The sequence below is a fragment of the Brevundimonas sp. ABV4_179 genome (assembly GCF_056311945.1).
In genome coordinates this window covers 556,048-573,316 of the sequence record NZ_CM149976.1, presented here as the reverse complement: position 1 = coordinate 573,316, position 17,269 = coordinate 556,048, and the positions used below count along the sequence as shown (strand labels likewise).

The following is a 17,269-nucleotide window of genomic DNA, read 5'->3' as shown; positions in this document are numbered from 1 at the left end:
GAGCATTAGGCGGCGACGACGCCGATGTCGTCTGGGACTTCGCCGCGGCCCAGGAGGCCGATTTCGAAGTCCATGAAGATGTCCATCAGCTCTTCCACGTTGACCGGCGGGGCTGCGGGACCGAAGCGGAAGCGCCAGTAGCTGACGATGTGTTGCACGGCGCCCAACTGGTCGCCCAGCTTGGCGAACATGGAGGGCGCATCCAGCAGGAAGTCGCGGAAGGCGGTGGGTTGGCCTTCCTGGGTCAGTTTGGCGTAGGCGTCGTCATAGATGCGCAAGGTGCGGCTGACCTCGTCGCAGGTCTTGATGATGCGGCCGCGCAGGACGTCGCGGCTGCGAGCCAGATATTCCTTGGCGGCGCGGTCGATCTTGCCGACCGGGCGGATGGTGCGGACAGCCTCGGCGACGTTGGCCACGTCGCTCAGCAGGGCCGCCAGCGTCCATTTGTAATAGAGGAAGCCTTTCCAGCAGAAGACGCCCTCCTGGTACTGCTCCGGCGCCAGGCGCAGGGTCTGCCGCAGGGCGTCCAGCTGATCGCCGGGCGTGTTTGAAAGAATCTTGGCCGCCATCCTTCCGGCCGAATCCGCGTTCACCGCCACGGTGTCCGAGCCCAGGCTGAGGGTGACCAGCGGTTCGATCTCGCTGCGCACGAAGGCCAGCATCCGCTGAAGATCGCTTTCGCTGATCGAGAAATAGCAGGGGGCGGGATCCAGCCCGCCCCGCCGAAGCTGTTCGCGTAGCAGGAAGGGATCCAGCGACGGCAGTTTGTCGATCAGACGCAGGGTCTCGATGTCCGGATGGTTCGCTGGAACGCCGAACGCCTCCATCATCATCCGCTCGAAACCGATTTGATTGACGAAGACGTAGCGGCCGCCGGTCTTCAGGTCGGTATCGTCGATCGGGATGACCACCTTGGTCACAACCTGGCGGCGGCCGGTGAACAGGTCCGTCTCGTTGCGCCGCACACGGTGTTTTATGATTAGGGCGCGATTCAGCGCCATGGTGCGAAAGATAGGGAAGCTGGCCCATTCGGGATTGCGGACGGCGCCGTCCGGGCCGCTGTCGCCGTTCTCTTGCCAAACGCGCAGCAGGTTCAGCACCCGCGCGGTGGAGGCCGAGCCCTTCAGATGTTCAAGACTGCGGACGGCGCGATCGGTCATGTCGTCAAGGCTAGACGCGAAATCGTGACCAAGGGCTTAGGGTGTTTCAAAAAAGAACAGGGGTCGCCCTGGCGCCCCTTAGGCGATCCCCGATTGCGCGATCAGAAGGCGGCGGTGACAGAGACCCACAGACGGCGCGGCTCCTGGTTGTTGGCGAACTCCGGCGCATAGGCCACCGGGGTTCCGTAGGGCAGCAGGCTGACGAAGTCCTTGTCGAAGACATTATAGACGACGGCGTTGACCGTCAGATTGTCGTCGATCCGATAGGCGCCGCCCAGGTGGAACAGGCTGTAGGCCTTGTAGTCGCCAAGCGCCGTCTGGGCGTCGCCCGCGCCGCGATAACGCGATGAGCGATATTCGCCGCGCAGCCACAGGTTCAGGCGATCCGTGGCGTTCCAGCGCAGATTGGCGTTCAGCATATGCTCGGGCGTGTCGGTCAGAGGCTGGCCGGCCGCCGCCCCCGACTTCTGTTCGCTATCGGTGAAGGTGTAGTTGCCCTGAAGCGTCCAGGCGTCGTCGAAGCGGAAGCGGGCCGTGGCCTCGATCCCTTTCGTCACCGCCTCGTCGATGTTGACGCTCTGGCCGAAGGTCGGAACCGTGGAGATGTAGGCGGTGTAGAAACCCACGTCATAGCAGCCAGACCTATTGTAGCCGCCAACGTCGAACTGAGCCTGGGTCAGGCGGAACAGGCAGTTGGCGATCGGAACGCCGGTGGCGATCTTGTCATCGAACTGATTGTGGAAGACGGTCACGCCGGCGCGCAGGCGTTGGTGATCGTCGTAAAGGACCGCGAACTCGGTCGAGGTCGAGGTTTCCGGCATCAGGCCGGGACTGCCCAGCAGCGGCAGGCGGCCCTGGGCGCCGAAGCCGTTGACGCCCGAGGCCAACTGCTCCAGGCGCGGGGTCTTGAAGCCCTGGCTGACGCCGCCCTTCACGGTCCAGACGGCGCTGGGGTTCCAGACCAGATAGGCGCGCGGACTGAAGTGCGAGCCGAAGGTGGAATGGTCGTCATGGCGGGCGCCCAGGGTCAGGGCCAAGCTGTCGGTGAAGCGCCATTCGTCCTCGGCGAAGACGGCCCATTGGGTGTGGTTGAACGTGCCGGACACCACGCCGTCCGTCATTTCGGCGTCCCAATGCTGGCCGCCAACGGTGAAGGTGTGGTTGCGCCATTGCGAAAACAGCTTGGTGTCGAAGATGCGATTCTCGCTCTCCAGGGTGCGGCCGCCGCCGGCGCCGGCGACGCCGTTTGGAATGATCCGACCCCGTGTCTCGGTCCGGGCGACCGAATAGCTGGATTCCAGCACGCCGAACGGCAGGCGCCAGTTGTGGGCCAGGGCGATCTGATCGCGGTTGAACTCCAGGAACTTGTCATAGCCGCCAGCGGTGGTGGCGGTGCCCATCTGGCCCTTGGAGTTGTCATACCATTGGCGGCTCACGTCGCCGTCGATCCACAGGTCATGGTCGGGATGCAGATTGAAGGCCACGCGGCCGCCCGCGGACCAGATCTGGTTGGCCGTGGCGCTTCGGCCAAAGCCGGACACCGGGGTCTGGACGCCCGCGACGGTCTCATAGGTCAGCCTGGACTGCTCCCGCTCCGAGCGCGACGCCCGGATCGAGACGCCGACGCGGTCCGCGACCAACGGCCCGGCCAGATAGACGTCGCCGCCGCGAATGTCCCCGAACTCCCCGTCGCCCTGCAGGGTGTAATGGGCGCTCGCCGATCCGTGCCAGGCGTCTCCGATCTTGCGGGTGATGATGTTGACCACCCCGCCCATGGCGTCGGACCCGTAAAGGGTGGAGACGGGGCCGCGCACCACCTCGACCCGCTCGATGGCCGAGACAGGCGGCAGGAAGCTGGTGGCGGTCTCGCCGAAGCCATTGGGCGTGACGCTGCCGGCCGTGTTCTGGCGGCGGCCGTCGATCAGGATCAGGGTGTAGTCCGACCCCATGCCCCGGATGTTGATGGTCTGGCCGCCCGACTTGCCGACGGCGGCGCCGGTGTCGACGCCTTCGACGTTGTTCAGGATTTCGGCGATGGAGACAGCCCGCACCTCCTCGATCTCGGCGCGGGGAATGACGCTGATCGAGGCGGGGGCCTGATTGATCCGCTGCTCGAAGCCCGAGGCGGTCACGACGATCTCGCCCAGTTCCGACGGTTGCGCGTTGGAGGGCTGGGACGTCTGCGCCAGGGTGGCGTTCGCGGTCAGGCCGAAGGCGAGCGAAGCACCAGCCAGCAGGCGTGCGCGGGTCGAAATCGTCATGGTGAAACAGCCCCAAAATACTTGCGAGCGCCTCTCAACAGCATTCGCAAAGATCGTCCAAGGGGGGTGCGCCCATCCGTCGCAAGCGGAGCCGTATCGTCTTCCGGCCCGAAGGCTTGCGCTGGCGCCCGGTTGCGATCCGGGTCTAGAACAAGGCCATGCAGATTTTCGACCTTCTGATCGTCGCCGCCATCGTCGCCGTGACGATCACCCTGGGCTTGGGTCTCTATTCGCTGTTTCGCGGCGGGGCCTATGCGCGGACCCATTCCAACCGGCTGATGCGGTTGCGCGTCGGGCTGCAGGCCGTGGCGGTGCTGCTGCTGGTGATCGGCATGGTGTGGAAGGCGACGCGGGGAGGCTGACCATGGTGACGCTGAACAAGATCTACACCCGCACCGGCGACGGCGGTCAGACGCGGCTGGCGTCAGGCGCGCCCGTGTCCAAGACCGACGCTCGGGTCGAGGCCTATGGGGCGGTGGACGAGCTGAACGCCGTGATCGGCATCGCGCGGCTGAACAGCGGTCAGAACGACCGGATCGACGCCATGCTGGGCCGTATCCAGAACGAACTGTTCGACCTGGGCGCCGACCTGGCCACGCCGCTCGATCCGCCCCCGGCGTGGGAGGCGCTGCGGATCATCGACAGCCAGGTCGAGCGGCTGGAGCAGGAAATCGACTGGATGAACGAGAGCCTCAAGGCCCTGGACAGCTTCATCCTGCCGGGCGGTGCGCCGCTGTCGGCGCATCTGCACATGGCGCGCACCGTCTGTCGCCGGGCGGAGCGGGAGGCTGTGCGTCTGGTGGAGGCCGGGGAGGCGGTGAACGGCGCGGCCGTACGCTATCTGAACCGGCTGTCGGACCATCTGTTCGTCGCCGCCCGTCGCGCCAACGCCAATGGCGCCGGCGACATCAAGTGGAAGCCGGGCGCGACCCGTTAGGGCTTTTACGATCAGGCCGCCGGTCGCGCTGCGGCCAGGGCCGCCTTCTGCCGTTGGGCGTCGGCGGCGCGGGCGCGGCTTTCGGCGGCCAGCTCATGCTCGATGCGGACCAGCTCGCGGTTCTTCTCGGCCGAGGCCTCCTCGCGCGACACGCCGTTCGGACGGCCGGTGATCTGGGCGATGGAGATGGGCTGGGCGCAGATGCGGCTTTCCATGTCGTACCATTTGCCGGCCGCCTCGCACCGCTTGCCCGGCGCGACCCAATAGTCCTGAAGCACGAAAATCCCCACGATGGCGACGCCGAACAGGCCGAAGAAAATCATCGCCAGGCGGGGGAAGGTCAGGAAACGCTTCATCTGGTGGTCCGTTAGGTGAGGATCGCAGCTACAGCTTGACCCCGCGTTACGTTGACAGGCCTTCGCGACCGCTCCATGTCCTGCCTCTACATTCAGGCGATTTCACGGATAGACCCATGAAGGTACTCGTCCCCGTCAAACGGGTGATCGACTATAACGTCAAGGCCCGCGTCAAGGCGGATCAGTCGGGCGTCGATCTGGCCAACGTCAAAATGAGCATGAATCCCTTCGACGAGATCGCCGTCGAAGAGGCGGTTCGTCTCAAGGAAGGCAAGGAGCATCACGCGGCCGGAACGGCGGACGAGATCGTCGTCGTCTCCATCGGCGTGACCCAAGCCCAGGAAACGATCCGCACGGCCCTGGCCATGGGCGCGGACCGGGGAATCCTGGTCCAGTCGGACAGCGACCTGGAGCCCCTGGCCGTCGCCAAACTGCTGAAGGCGGTGGTCGAGGAAGAAAAGCCGGACCTGGTCCTGATGGGCAAACAGTCCATCGACGGCGACAACAATGCGGTGGGCCAGATGCTGGCCGCCCTGCTGGACTGGCCCCAGGCGACCTTCGCCGGCAAGCTGGTCGTCGAAGGCGGCAAGGCGACCGTGACGCGCGAGGTCGATGGCGGGTTGCAAACGGTTGCGGCTGAACTGCCTGCCGTAGTGACGGTGGACCTGCGTCTGAACACCCCGCGCTATGCGTCCCTGCCCAACATCATGAAGGCCAAGAAGAAGGAGATCGCCGTGAAGGCGGTCGCCGACTATGGCGTCGATGTCGCCGATCGTCTGAAGGTCGTGAAGGTCACCGAACCGCCCAAGCGTTCCGCCGGGGTCAAGGTCGCCGACGCCGCCGAACTGGTTTCCAAGCTCAAGTCCGCGGGAGCGCTGTAATATGGCTGTCCTCGTCATCGCCGATCACGACGGTTCCGCCGTTCGCGACACCACCAACAAGACCGTGACAGCCGCTCTGGGTCTGTCGTCCGACGTGGACGTTCTGGTCTTGGGACAAGGCGCCCAGGCCGCCGCCGACAGCGCGGCCAAGATCGCCGGCGTGCGCAAGGTTCTGCTGGCCGAAAGCGTGGGTCTGGGCAAGATGCTGGCCGAGGCGGTCGAAGCGACCGTCCTTCCGCTGGCTGACGGCTACGACGCCATCCTGACCCCCGCGACTACGGACGGCAAGAACTTCGCCCCGCGCCTCGCCGCCAAGCTGGACGTGGCGCCGATCTCCGATATCGTCGAAGTCGTTTCGCCCGATACCTTCGTCCGGCCGATCTACGCCGGCAATGCGCTGGAGACGATCCAGTCGTCGGACGCCAAGAAGGTGATCACGGTGCGCCCGACCGCCTTCGCCGCCGCCGCAGAGGGCGGCTCGGCCCCTGTGGAGAGCGTGGCTGGCGCCGAGGCGTCCAAGACCGCCTTCGTCTCCGAGGAAATGGTCAAGTCGGACCGCCCCGAACTGGGCACCGCCAAGATCATCGTCTCGGGCGGCCGCGCCTTGGGCTCGGCGGACGAGTTCCACGCCGTGATGGAGCCTCTGGCCGACAAGCTGGGGGCCGCCATCGGCGCCTCGCGCGCGGCGGTCGACGCCGGCTATGCGCCCAACGACTATCAGGTCGGCCAGACCGGCAAGGTGGTCGCCCCACAGCTCTATATCGCCGTGGGCATCTCCGGCGCGATCCAGCACCTGGCGGGCATGAAGGATTCCAAGACCATCGTCGCCATCAACAAGGATCCCGACGCGCCGATCTTCCAGGTCGCCGACTACAGCCTTGTCGCGGACTACAAGACCGCCGTGCCTGAATTGATGGCCGCCCTGGGCTGACGCCTGGACGATAACTCCGCCAAGGGCGCGATGTCGGAGACGATGTCGCGCCTTTTGCATATCTGGGAGCGATGGAATGGCGACCCTGGCCGTGAAGCTGCAGCCCGGCGCCGCGATGGACAGAATCGACGGCTGGGACGTGGATGCGTCGGGTCGCCGGATCCTCAAGGTCCGCGTTCGTGCGCGACCCGTCGATGGCGCAGCCAACGAGGCCCTGATCCGTTTTCTGGCCAACAGTCTGGATCTGCCGAAATCCGCCGTCGCCCTGACGCGGGGCGGCCAGTCTCGGCTCAAGATGATCGGTCTGGACGGCCTGGATGACGCTGAACTCCTCGTCCGAATCGAAGAGCGTCTTTCCGGCGTGTGACTGACGGGACGATTCCACTCCCAAGCGCGTTGTCTTCGAAACGCGGAGAGCCGACCGATGACCGACCCCACGCAAACGCGAATCCTTCACGCCCGCAGCGGCGTGACCCTCGAACAGCGCGAAGACGGATTCGCCGTCGTCAGCCTGAGGACTGACGGGCCGAGCCTGTTCGACGACGAAGCGGAGGCGCAGCGGGCGTTCGAGGCTGAGGTCGCTCTGGCTGAAAAAGACCCTGCATTGATGTCCAGGCTAGGCGGGGCCTGATCCCACGGGGGGCGTGGTGGGATCGGGCGGCGTTCGCCGAGCCCGATTCCGTGAGAATCTTCGTCGCTTTTCCAGATTCTTCTTGCTGAGCAAAAGTGGTGCCCGTATAGGGCTGCCTCGCTCGGAAACGGGCCGGCCTACGGGGCCTTGGGGACTGGTTTCCCGGGGTTTTGAGGGGAAGAAAGAGTTGAAAAACTTCTTGCTTTCCTGGGTTGGTTTGAATAGGTTCCGCGCTTCAATCGAATCGCCGGTTTGGTGAAGGGGCAAGCCTCTTGGTTTTCTCCGGCGGTTTTTTGCGGTTTGAAGGGTTCGCTCTTCGGTCTGCAAAATCTCTGAAAAGAGCGGTTGACACGGGGTTCGCGGTTCTCTAAATCGCCGCCTCCGCCGACGACGAGGCGCTAAACAAGTCGGGCCGCTTCGGTGGTTCTGGTCTTTGACATTGTTGATATGGAAAGAGAAACGCAGGCGGCGGTGTTCTTGCGATGACCTTCGAGGTCATCATACGACACTGACTATCTGCGGTCTTTTTGAAAAGATACCATGCGTCGGTCTTCGGATCGATGACGTGGGAACTCGTCAATAAAATACGTAGAACTAATGCCAAGGACGACTTTTAGTCGATCCGATGCTTAGGTCAGAAGTCAACTCAACCTGAGAGTTTGATCCTGGCTCAGAGCGAACGCTGGCGGCAGGCCTAACACATGCAAGTCGAACGAACTCTTCGGAGTTAGTGGCGGACGGGTGAGTAACACGTGGGAACGTGCCTTTAGGTTCGGAATAACTCAGGGAAACTTGTGCTAATACCGAATGTGCCCTTCGGGGGAAAGATTTATCGCCTTTAGAGCGGCCCGCGTCTGATTAGCTAGTTGGTGAGGTAAAGGCTCACCAAGGCGACGATCAGTAGCTGGTCTGAGAGGATGATCAGCCACATTGGGACTGAGACACGGCCCAAACTCCTACGGGAGGCAGCAGTGGGGAATCTTGCGCAATGGGCGAAAGCCTGACGCAGCCATGCCGCGTGAATGATGAAGGTCTTAGGATTGTAAAATTCTTTCACCGGGGACGATAATGACGGTACCCGGAGAAGAAGCCCCGGCTAACTTCGTGCCAGCAGCCGCGGTAATACGAAGGGGGCTAGCGTTGCTCGGAATTACTGGGCGTAAAGGGAGCGTAGGCGGACATTTAAGTCAGGGGTGAAATCCCGGGGCTCAACCTCGGAATTGCCTTTGATACTGGGTGTCTTGAGTATGAGAGAGGTGTGTGGAACTCCGAGTGTAGAGGTGAAATTCGTAGATATTCGGAAGAACACCAGTGGCGAAGGCGACACACTGGCTCATTACTGACGCTGAGGCTCGAAAGCGTGGGGAGCAAACAGGATTAGATACCCTGGTAGTCCACGCCGTAAACGATGATTGCTAGTTGTCGGGATGCATGCATTTCGGTGACGCAGCTAACGCATTAAGCAATCCGCCTGGGGAGTACGGTCGCAAGATTAAAACTCAAAGGAATTGACGGGGGCCCGCACAAGCGGTGGAGCATGTGGTTTAATTCGAAGCAACGCGCAGAACCTTACCACCTTTTGACATGCCTGGACCGCCACGGAGACGTGGCTTTCCCTTCGGGGACTAGGACACAGGTGCTGCATGGCTGTCGTCAGCTCGTGTCGTGAGATGTTGGGTTAAGTCCCGCAACGAGCGCAACCCTCGCCATTAGTTGCCATCATTTAGTTGGGAACTCTAATGGGACTGCCGGTGCTAAGCCGGAGGAAGGTGGGGATGACGTCAAGTCCTCATGGCCCTTACAGGGTGGGCTACACACGTGCTACAATGGCGACTACAGAGGGTTAATCCTTAAAAGTCGTCTCAGTTCGGATTGTCCTCTGCAACTCGAGGGCATGAAGTTGGAATCGCTAGTAATCGCGGATCAGCATGCCGCGGTGAATACGTTCCCGGGCCTTGTACACACCGCCCGTCACACCATGGGAGTTGGTTCTACCCGAAGGCGCTGCGCTGACCGCAAGGAGGCAGGCGACCACGGTAGGGTCAGCGACTGGGGTGAAGTCGTAACAAGGTAGCCGTAGGGGAACCTGCGGCTGGATCACCTCCTTTCTAAGGATGCTTCTCCAGGCCGTCTCTCACGAGACTGTCTATTGAGGCTCCACTAAACGGCGGAACGCCGCCGTCTCCGTTTCTCTTTCCACTTTCGTCATCGACGCCTCGACCATACGGGTCGTTGAGTTGGTGACGCGATCGCGAGCCTGGGCTTTTAGCCTGGCTGTCGCTGCCATAGGCCCGTAGCTCAGGTGGTTAGAGCGTACGCCTGATAAGCGTAAGGTCGGCAGTTCGAGTCTGCCCGGGCCTACCAGGACTTCTGGTTCGCTGGGGGTTCTCAGCCTCAAGACGGCATCGCCGACAGCTCTCCTGGGCTTCGCACCGTTCCTCGGAATGGGGCCATAGCTCAGTTGGTAGAGCGCCTGCTTTGCAAGCAGGATGTCGTCGGTTCGACTCCGTCTGGCTCCACCATCCCGCAGATGCGGGACGGCGAATGACCCAAGGCGCGCATCGCAAATGGTTTGCCACCGGCTGAAAAGCCGACTGGCATTGAAATCGTGAAGGAAGAACTAGACCGGCTCCCCTGAGCTTTTAGGTCGTGTTCGAGAAGAAGACATTGTCTGACAAAAATCAGGCTTGGTCCCCCGGCATCTTTCCAGTCGGGCGGAATAAACCAAGCATGAGTTTTGCTGAGAAACGATCAAACGTTGAAGGGCTTCTGACGGATGCCTTGGCGTAGAGAGGCGATGAAGGACGTGGCAAGCTGCGATAAGAACCGGGGAGGCGCTAGCACCCTTTGATCCGGTTATTTCCGAATGGGGAAACCCACCTTTACAGTCTTCCAACTCTGCTCTTCGGGGCAGCGATTGGCGGATTGTTGAAAGGTATAATGAGCTGAATACATAGGCTTCATTAAGCGAACCCGGGGAACTGAAACATCTCAGTACCCGGAGGAAAGGACATCAACCGAGACTCCCGTAGTAGTGGCGAGCGAACCGGGACCAGGCCAGTGCTCTTGTGAAATAAAGACGAACGATCTGGAAAGGTCGGCCATAGTGGGTGAAAGCCCCGTAGTCATCAAACAGCAAGAGACTCGAGTAGGGCGGGACACGTGAAATCCTGTCTGAACATGGGGGGACCACCCTCCAAGCCTAAGTACTCCTCTACGACCGATAGTGAACAAGTACCGTGAGGGAAAGGTGAAAAGCACCCCGACAAGGGGAGTGAAACAGATCCTGAAATCGGAAGCCTACAAGCAGTCGGAGCCGCCAAGCGCGGTGACGGCGTACCTTTTGTATAATGGGTCAGCGACTTCATGTGTCGAGCAAGCTTAAGCCGTTAGGTGTAGGCGCAGCGAAAGCGAGTCTGAATAGGGCGCTAAGTTCGACGTATGACGACCCGAAACCAGGTGATCTATCCATGAGCAGGTTGAAGGTTAGGTAACACTAACTGGAGGACCGAACCCGTGAATGTTGAAAAATTCTGGGATGACTTGTGGATAGGGGTGAAAGGCCAATCAAACCTGGACATAGCTGGTTCTCCGCGAAATCTATTTAGGTAGAGCGTCCGACGAATTCCTTGGGGGGTAGAGCACTGGATGGTTGCGGGCTGCGCGAGCGGTACCAATACTAACCAAACTCCGAATACCCAAGAGAACTATCGGGCAGACACACGGCGGGTGCTAACGTCCGTCGTGAAAAGGGAAACAACCCTAACCATCATCTAAGGCCCCCAAGTCACGGCTAAGTGGGAAACGATGTGGGATTGCTTTGACAATCAGGAGGTTGGCTTAGAAGCAGCCATCCTTTAAAGAAAGCGTAACAGCTCACTGATCAAGCGATCCTGCGCGGAAAATGTAACGGGGCTCAAGCCGTGCGCCGAAGATATGGGTTTGCAGTTTACTGCAAGCGGTAGCGGAGCGTTCCGTAAGCCGGTGAAGGTCAGGCGTGAGCCTGGCTGGAGGTATCGGAAGTGAGAATGCTGACATGAGTAACGATAAGAGTGTGAGAGACACTCTCGCCGAAAGACCAAGGGTTCCTGCGTAAAGCTAATCTGCGCAGGGTTAGTCGGCCCCTAAGGCGAGGCTGAAAAGCGTAGTCGATGGGAAGCAGGTAAATATTCCTGCACCAGCTGGAAGTGACGGATGGCTTAACTCGTACCCACTTATTGGATTGTGTGTGCGGGGGCGTTGTCCCAGGAAATAACTCCAGCAGAGACCGTACCCGAAACCGACACAGGTGGTCAGGTAGAGCATACCAAGGCGTTTGAGAGAACTGTGCTGAAGGAACTCGGCAAATTGCACGCGTAACTTCGGAATAAGCGTGACTCACCTTGCGCAAGCAGGAATGAGTGGCACAAGCCAGGGGGTAGCGACTGTTTAGCAAAAACACAGGGCTCTGCGAAGCAGCAATGCGACGTATAGGGTCTGACGCCTGCCCGGTGCCTGAAGGTTAAAGGGAGGAGTGAAAGCTCCGAACTGAAGCCCAGGTAAACGGCGGCCGTAACTATAACGGTCCTAAGGTAGCGAAATTCCTTGTCGGGTAAGTTCCGACCTGCACGAATGGCGTAACGACTTCCCCACTGTCTCCAGCACAGGCTCAGTGAAATTGAATTCCCCGTGAAGATGCGGGGTTCCCGCGGTCAGACGGAAAGACCCTATGAACCTTTACTATAGCTTCGCCTTGGCGTTAGCGACCGTATGTGTAGGATAGGTGGGAGACTATGAAACCGGGGCGCCAGCTCTGGTGGAGTCGTCCTTGAAATACCACCCTTACTGTCGTTGACGTCTAACCGAGGGCCGTTATCCGGTCCCGGGACATGGCGTGGTGGGTAGTTTGACTGGGGCGGTCGCCTCCCAAAGTGTAACGGAGGCGCGCGATGGTGAGCTCAGAGCGGTCGGAAATCGCTCGTCGAGTGCAATGGCATAAGCTCGCCTGACTGCGAGACTGACAAGTCGAGCAGAGACGAAAGTCGGCCATAGTGATCCGGTGGTCCCGAGTGGAAGGGCCATCGCTCAACGGATAAAAGGTACTCTAGGGATAACAGGCTGATTTTGCCCAAGAGTCCATATCGACGGCAAAGTTTGGCACCTCGATGTCGGCTCATCACATCCTGGGGCTGGAGCAGGTCCCAAGGGTATGGCTGTTCGCCATTTAAAGTGGTACGTGAGCTGGGTTCAGAACGTCGTGAGACAGTTTGGTCCCTATCTGCCGTGGGTGTTCGAAGCTTGAGAGGATCTGTCCCTAGTACGAGAGGACCGGGATGGACATACCTCTGGTGTACCTGTCATGGCGCCAGCTGTGCAGCAGGGTAGCTAAGTATGGAATAGATAACCGCTGAAAGCATCTAAGCGGGAAACTAACCTCAAAACAAGGCTTCGCTGAGGATCGTGGAAGACTACCACGTTGATAGGCCAGGTGTGGAAGTGGGGCGACCCATGAAGCTTACTGGTACTAATAATCCGATCGGTTTGATCGTTTCTCAGCAAAACTCATTCGATGATGACCTCCGAAAGGTCATCTCAGACAATGTCTTCTTCATCCTTGTTCAAGCTGACGCCCTAGCGCGACTTGAGCTCGGATTTGCAATCCTTCTGTCCCCCTGGTTGACCCGGTGGCTATGTCGGAGGTTCCCCACCCGATCCCATCCCGAACTCGGTCGTTAAGCCCTCCAGAGCCAATGGTACTTCGTCTCAAGGCGCGGGAGAGTAGGTCGCCGCCGGGTCTACCAGGCGGACAGAACGATTGCGCAAAGGCCAAACGGCCCTTCTCGAACACACTCTTCCTTACCGAAAACCCGTTTGACGCGGGATGGAGCAGCCCGGTAGCTCGTCAGGCTCATAACCTGAAGGTCGTAGGTTCAAATCCTACTCCCGCACCCAAAGATAACGACACCCTCGTCGCGTAAGCGCCGGGGGTGTTGTGGTTTAGGGGCCGAGGCTTGTCGTGCAGCCAAGCCATGGTTGCGACGAGCACGTCGTGCAGGGGAGGCTCTCGCCATGCTGATCGCCGAGCTTCAGCACTGCCTTTTCGATCAAGGGTCGAAGAGCCGTGGCGGCGTCATCGCGCTTCGAGGCTGAAGTCAAGGTTTCGGCCGGACGCGTGACCTTCTTGGGATGGGTCTCGGTTACATTGGCGTGCAGTCTACGCGCGAAGTGGTCGTGTCCGCCTGCTGGGCCCGCAAGATGGCGCCGCGGTCGTGGAAGTCATGGAGGCGCCGGTGTCCGCATTCAGTCCCAGATGACTTCGGGAAAGCCGTCGGATCACCCGCGCGACCTTCGCCGGGCTCGCCTTATCGGCGGCGCTGGTGGCGAGGTGATCGTGATCAAGTCGGGCGGTCTCTGCGCCGAACGCGCGGACGGCTTCTGCGGCCGCCCCTGGCGCCATCCGCTTGCCGCGGAGCCCGTCAAGCATGCGCTGCTCGATCTTGGTGCGGATAACGGTAGCGGCCATTTCCATCGCAAGTTCGACTGCTGCTAGAGGCCCAAGAGAGCGAGAGGCGCACAAGACGTCTCTGCTTTCGAATCTGCTTTCGAAACAAAAAACCTGCCCACGCTGAAGGCGTGGACAGGTCCTAGGCCTGGCGATCAGTTTCCTAAAAATCAGAACCTGTAGGCCACCCCGACACGCAGGTTGCGGCCGGCAAGGGGGGCGATGTCCTTGAGGAAGGAGGCGTGTTCGCGGGCCTCCTCGTTGGTCAGGTTGCGCGCCTCGGCGAAGACGGTGACGTTCTGCTGGGTGAAGGGGCGCACGGCCATGGATGCGTTGACCAGGGTATAATCGTCGGTCGGCAGTTCGAACGCATTGGCGACGCGATCCTGCTGGCCCACGTGCCGCACTTCGGCGCTGGCGTCGAAGCGGGCCGAGGTCCAGGCCAGCCGGCCGGTGACGGAGTAGGGCGGAATGCGCGCCGCCGGACCGAAATCAGTCTGGGCGTGAACGTAGTCGGCGGACCCTTCAAGCGACAGCTTGCGATCGCCATCCTGCCACAGGGCGTAGGCGCCCTCCAGCTCGAACCCGTAGAACTTCGCGCCGGTCTGGACGAAGCGATAGACGGGGAAGGTCTCGTTCTCTTCCTCGAACAGGAACAGCTCGCCTGTCGGCCGCTCGTCGATGAAGCCGTCGTACCAGGAATGATAGACGTGCAGATCGCCCGTGAACCGGCCGTGATCATAGTGGGCGGTCCCCTCCAGCGTGGTGACCTTTTCGCTGTTCAGGTTCAGGTCGCCCGTCTCATAGGCGGCGGTGGCGATGTGAACGCCATCGGCGAACAGTTCGACCTCGCTCGGCGCGCGTTCGTTGTGGGCCAGGCTGAGACCCAGGAACAGGCCGGGCGCGGGGCGCAGGAAGGCGGCGGCGGAGGCGGACCAGTTGTCGAAGGTGCGGTTCACCTCGCTGGTTTCGCCGATGGGCGTGCCCGACAACTCTCGCCGGTCATAGCGCAGACCGCCTTCGAAACCGTGATTGCCCAGATCCAGTCGCTGCACGGTATAGACGCCGACCTCGTCGATATCGACGGTGGGCACGAAGGCTTCCTCGCCGATGGCCTGGAAGTTCCGCGACAGGGCCTGGACGCCCGAGGCGCCGTTCCAGCCGCCGCGTTGCCGCTGAACCAGGTCGGCGCGCGCCTCCCAGCCGTCGGAGTTGAACACCGTGCCTGGCTCGTCCACATCCTCGAACTCGGTGTGGGTGTAGTCGGCATGGCCGTAAGAGCCACGCAGGGCCGAGAAGGGGCCGTCGTCGAACCGATACTCGCCGCGAGCATCCCAGCGCTTCTGATGCAGCTTGATGAAGACGGATTCCTCGGCGACCGTGCCGTATTCGCTTTCGGTGTCCTTGTAGGAGACGCCGGCGAAGCCCTTGTCGCCGATGTAGGATCCGCCGACGCCCCAGGTCTGCAGGTCGGTATAGCTGTTGGGCTGTTTGTCGCCGTCGCCGCGCGCGATCCCTTCTGCGGCGGCGCGCCGGGCGGAGATGGCCGGGGCGGGGATGTCGTAATCGTCGGTCTTGCGCTTCACCCCATCGATGTTGAAGGCGAAGTTGCCTGAACCGACGGTGACGCGGCCGAAGGCGCTGCGGCCGTCGTCGACGCTGGACGCCTGGGCCGAGACCACGCCCTCGACGCCGCCCTCGGGGATGGCGGTGGGGATGCGGTCGTCCAGCACATTGACCACGCCGCCGATGGCCGAGCCGCCATAGACCAAGGTGGCGGGGCCGCGGATGATCTCGATACGGTTGGCCTCGGCGGGATCGGCCGCCACGGCGTGGTCGGGCGACACCGAACTGGCGTCGATCAGGCCGATGCCATTGGTCAGCACCTGGACGCGCGGCCCGCTCAGACCCCGGATGACCGGACGGCTGGCGCCCGGCGCAAAGTCGGTGGAGCGGACGCCAGGACGGCCGTTCAGCAGGTCGCCCAGGGATGCGGCCGGCGCGGTGGCCAGGGTCTGCTCGTCCACCACGTCCGTGGCGATGACCGCCGCCCGCTGGCTGACGCCATAAGGGACGCCCGTGACGATGACGTCGTCGACCGTGGTCGGCGTATTGGCGGTCGATTGCGCGGCGGCGGCGCCGGCCAGCACGGTGGAGCCGACCGCAGCCAGAAGCAGCGAGCGCAAGGCGGGGGAGGAACGCATGACGGGGACCTTCAAGGGAGGAAGGGAGTTTGTTATGAGATAACGTCACATCCGGTCAAGCCGGTCATGATTTTCCCCAATCCCGTGCGATGAAAAAACATGGAGAGCGCAGGTCATGGCCTGCATGCGTTTGAGACAAGGAAGGTGGCGCACCCGACAGGATTCGAACCTGTGACCTCTGCCTTCGGAGGGCAGCACTCTATCCAGCTGAGCTACGGGTGCGTGCGCGGCGTGACGCCGGAAAGGGCCGCTTACAGCATGGCGCGGGCGGCCTCAATCCTGAATACGCGTCCGGCGGGCTTATTGCGCCGTCATGCCGCCGTCGATCTTGAACTCGGAGCCGGTGACGAACTTGGATTCGTCCGACGCCAAGTAGAGGACGCAGTAGGCGACGTCGTCGGGTTCGCCGATCCGTTTCAGTGGAATGCCGCGCGCCAGCCGTTCGTGGGCCTTGTCCTGATCGCCGCCGGCCATGGCGATGAAGGGGTCCAGGATCGGGGTCTTGATGAAGACCGGGTGGACCGAGTTGCAGCGCACGTTCCAGTCGGCCTTGGCCGCCTCCAGCGCCAGGGTCTTGGTGTACATCCAGACAGCGGCCTTGGTGGCGTTGTAGGCGCCCATGCCGGGGGCGGCGGCCAGGCCGGCGATGGAGGAGATGTTGATGATGGAAGCGGGGGCGGAGGCGCGCAGATGCGGCATGGCGTGTTTGGCGCCCAGCATGATCGAGCGCAGATTGATCTCGTACTGACGTCGCCAGTTCTCGACCGTGTCCTGTTCGACGAAGGCCAGCGGGCCGCCGACGCCGGCGTTGTTGACCAGGACCGACAAGCCGCCGAGGTCGGCGACGGCGGCGGTGATGACCCGTTCCCACTCGGCCTCGCTGGCCACATCGTGAGCATAGGCGAAGGCCGCTCCGGCGATTTCTGCATTGATCCGCGCGGCCAGGGCCTCGGCGCGGGGGCCGTCGATGTCGGTCACGGCGACGCGCGCGCCCTCTCGGGCCATCATCAGGGCCATGGCCTCGCCCAGACCGCCGGCGGCGCCGGTGATCAGGACGGTCTTGCCGGCGACGCGGCCGGGGCGATGCGCGCTCACGACCGCACCCCCATGCCGGCGGCTGCGGCGTCGATGAAGCGGGCCAAGGTCACGTCGCGGTCGGTGACGCCGTCTGCGTCGTGGGTGGTCAGCAGGATGTCGACGCGATTGTAGACATTGGACCATTCGGGGTGATGGTCCATCCTGTCCGCCATCAACGCCACGCGCGCCATGAAGCCGAATGCGGCGTTGAAATCGTCGAAGGCGAGGCTGCGCCGAATGGCCTGGCGATCCCCGTCCGCCGCGCGCCAGGCGGGCAGACCAGGCAGGATTTCCCCAACGTCAAGGCGGGTGTCGGTCATCGCGTTTCCTCTTTTTCTTTGGCGTAAGGC

General features: G+C 62.0%; 13 protein-coding genes, 4 tRNA genes and 3 rRNA genes. 13 read left to right on the top strand and 7 right to left on the bottom strand.

The features are described 5' to 3' along the window. Positions 1–5: 5 nt before the first annotated feature. Positions 6–1,160 (bottom strand): hypothetical protein, encoded by a 1,155-nt coding sequence (locus ACYX4P_RS02775; protein WP_248120744.1) that lies wholly within the window; start codon positions 1,158–1,160, stop codon positions 6–8. Positions 1,161–1,261: 101 nt separating this feature from the next. Beyond that, complete coding sequence (locus ACYX4P_RS02770; protein ID WP_248120746.1) at positions 1,262–3,421, bottom strand: TonB-dependent receptor domain-containing protein; 2,160 nt, start codon at positions 3,419–3,421, stop codon at positions 1,262–1,264. A 158-nt stretch (positions 3,422–3,579) separates the two neighbouring features. Here ACYX4P_RS02770 and ACYX4P_RS02765 point away from each other — a divergent pair, with 158 nt between their 5' ends. Continuing rightward, positions 3,580–3,783 (top strand): twin transmembrane helix small protein, encoded by a 204-nt coding sequence (locus ACYX4P_RS02765; RefSeq protein ID WP_292046534.1) that lies wholly within the window; start codon positions 3,580–3,582, stop codon positions 3,781–3,783. 2 nt (positions 3,784–3,785) lie between these two features. After that, the gene (locus tag ACYX4P_RS02760; RefSeq protein WP_248120750.1) at positions 3,786–4,358 is read left to right on the top strand and encodes a cob(I)yrinic acid a,c-diamide adenosyltransferase; all 573 of its coding nucleotides are present in this window, start codon (positions 3,786–3,788) and stop codon (positions 4,356–4,358) included. Positions 4,359–4,369: 11 nt separating this feature from the next. Here the strand turns inward: ACYX4P_RS02760 and ACYX4P_RS02755 are convergent, their stop codons facing one another. Next, positions 4,370–4,714, bottom strand: a complete 345-nt coding sequence (locus tag ACYX4P_RS02755; RefSeq protein WP_248120752.1) for a hypothetical protein — start codon at positions 4,712–4,714, stop codon at positions 4,370–4,372. A 116-nt stretch (positions 4,715–4,830) separates the two neighbouring features. On the opposite strand from ACYX4P_RS02755, the gene ACYX4P_RS02750 reads away from it, so the two are divergent. The 11 genes from ACYX4P_RS02750 to ACYX4P_RS02700 all read left to right on the top strand — a co-directional run bounded on the left by ACYX4P_RS02750 (position 4,831) and on the right by ACYX4P_RS02700 (position 13,686). Then, complete coding sequence (locus ACYX4P_RS02750) at positions 4,831–5,595, top strand: electron transfer flavoprotein subunit beta/FixA family protein (RefSeq protein WP_248120754.1); 765 nt, start codon at positions 4,831–4,833, stop codon at positions 5,593–5,595. Between the two features lies 1 nt (position 5,596). Continuing rightward, positions 5,597–6,526, top strand: a complete 930-nt coding sequence (locus tag ACYX4P_RS02745) for an electron transfer flavoprotein subunit alpha/FixB family protein (protein WP_312571881.1) — start codon at positions 5,597–5,599, stop codon at positions 6,524–6,526. Positions 6,527–6,602: 76 nt separating this feature from the next. Next, positions 6,603–6,893 carry a DUF167 domain-containing protein gene (locus ACYX4P_RS02740; RefSeq protein WP_248120758.1) on the top strand — a complete coding sequence of 97 codons (291 nt, stop codon included), beginning with the start codon at positions 6,603–6,605 and terminating at the stop codon, positions 6,891–6,893. A gap of 57 nt (positions 6,894–6,950) precedes the next feature. Further along, entirely contained in the window at positions 6,951–7,157 is a 207-nt protein-coding gene (locus tag ACYX4P_RS02735) for a hypothetical protein (protein ID WP_248120760.1), read from the top strand. Positions 7,158–7,804: 647 nt separating this feature from the next. Beyond that, positions 7,805–9,265 (top strand): 16S ribosomal RNA (locus ACYX4P_RS02730). 179 nt (positions 9,266–9,444) lie between these two features. Then, positions 9,445–9,521: transfer RNA gene (locus tag ACYX4P_RS02725), tRNA-Ile, on the top strand. Between the two features lie 82 nt (positions 9,522–9,603). Further along, positions 9,604–9,679, top strand: a tRNA-Ala gene (locus tag ACYX4P_RS02720). A gap of 227 nt (positions 9,680–9,906) precedes the next feature. Continuing rightward, positions 9,907–12,685, top strand: a 23S ribosomal RNA gene (locus ACYX4P_RS02715). A gap of 131 nt (positions 12,686–12,816) precedes the next feature. Beyond that, positions 12,817–12,931: ribosomal RNA gene (gene rrf / locus ACYX4P_RS02710) — 5S ribosomal RNA — on the top strand. The 16S, 23S and 5S rRNA genes sit together here with 3 tRNA genes alongside, the layout of an rRNA operon. An 80-nt stretch (positions 12,932–13,011) precedes the next feature. After that, a tRNA-Met gene (locus ACYX4P_RS02705) sits at positions 13,012–13,088 on the top strand. Positions 13,089–13,521: 433 nt separating this feature from the next. Continuing rightward, a complete protein-coding gene (locus tag ACYX4P_RS02700; RefSeq protein WP_248119834.1) occupies positions 13,522–13,686 on the top strand; it encodes a hypothetical protein in 165 nt (54 codons plus the stop codon). 122 nt (positions 13,687–13,808) lie between these two features. Here ACYX4P_RS02700 and ACYX4P_RS02695 read toward each other — a convergent pair whose 3' ends face one another. The 4 genes from ACYX4P_RS02695 to ACYX4P_RS02680 form a co-directional block, all read right to left on the bottom strand. Beyond that, a complete protein-coding gene (locus ACYX4P_RS02695; RefSeq protein ID WP_312573031.1) occupies positions 13,809–15,842 on the bottom strand; it encodes a TonB-dependent receptor in 2,034 nt (677 codons plus the stop codon). A 145-nt stretch (positions 15,843–15,987) separates the two neighbouring features. Beyond that, a tRNA-Arg gene (locus tag ACYX4P_RS02690) sits at positions 15,988–16,064 on the bottom strand. A 78-nt stretch (positions 16,065–16,142) separates the two neighbouring features. Then, positions 16,143–16,937 (bottom strand): SDR family oxidoreductase, encoded by a 795-nt coding sequence (locus ACYX4P_RS02685; RefSeq protein WP_248119855.1) that lies wholly within the window; start codon positions 16,935–16,937, stop codon positions 16,143–16,145. After that, positions 16,934–17,239, bottom strand: a complete 306-nt coding sequence (locus ACYX4P_RS02680) for a 4a-hydroxytetrahydrobiopterin dehydratase (protein WP_248119858.1) — start codon at positions 17,237–17,239, stop codon at positions 16,934–16,936. The genes ACYX4P_RS02685 and ACYX4P_RS02680 overlap by 4 nt, the downstream gene beginning before the upstream one ends. Between the last annotated feature and the right edge of the window lie 30 nt (positions 17,240–17,269).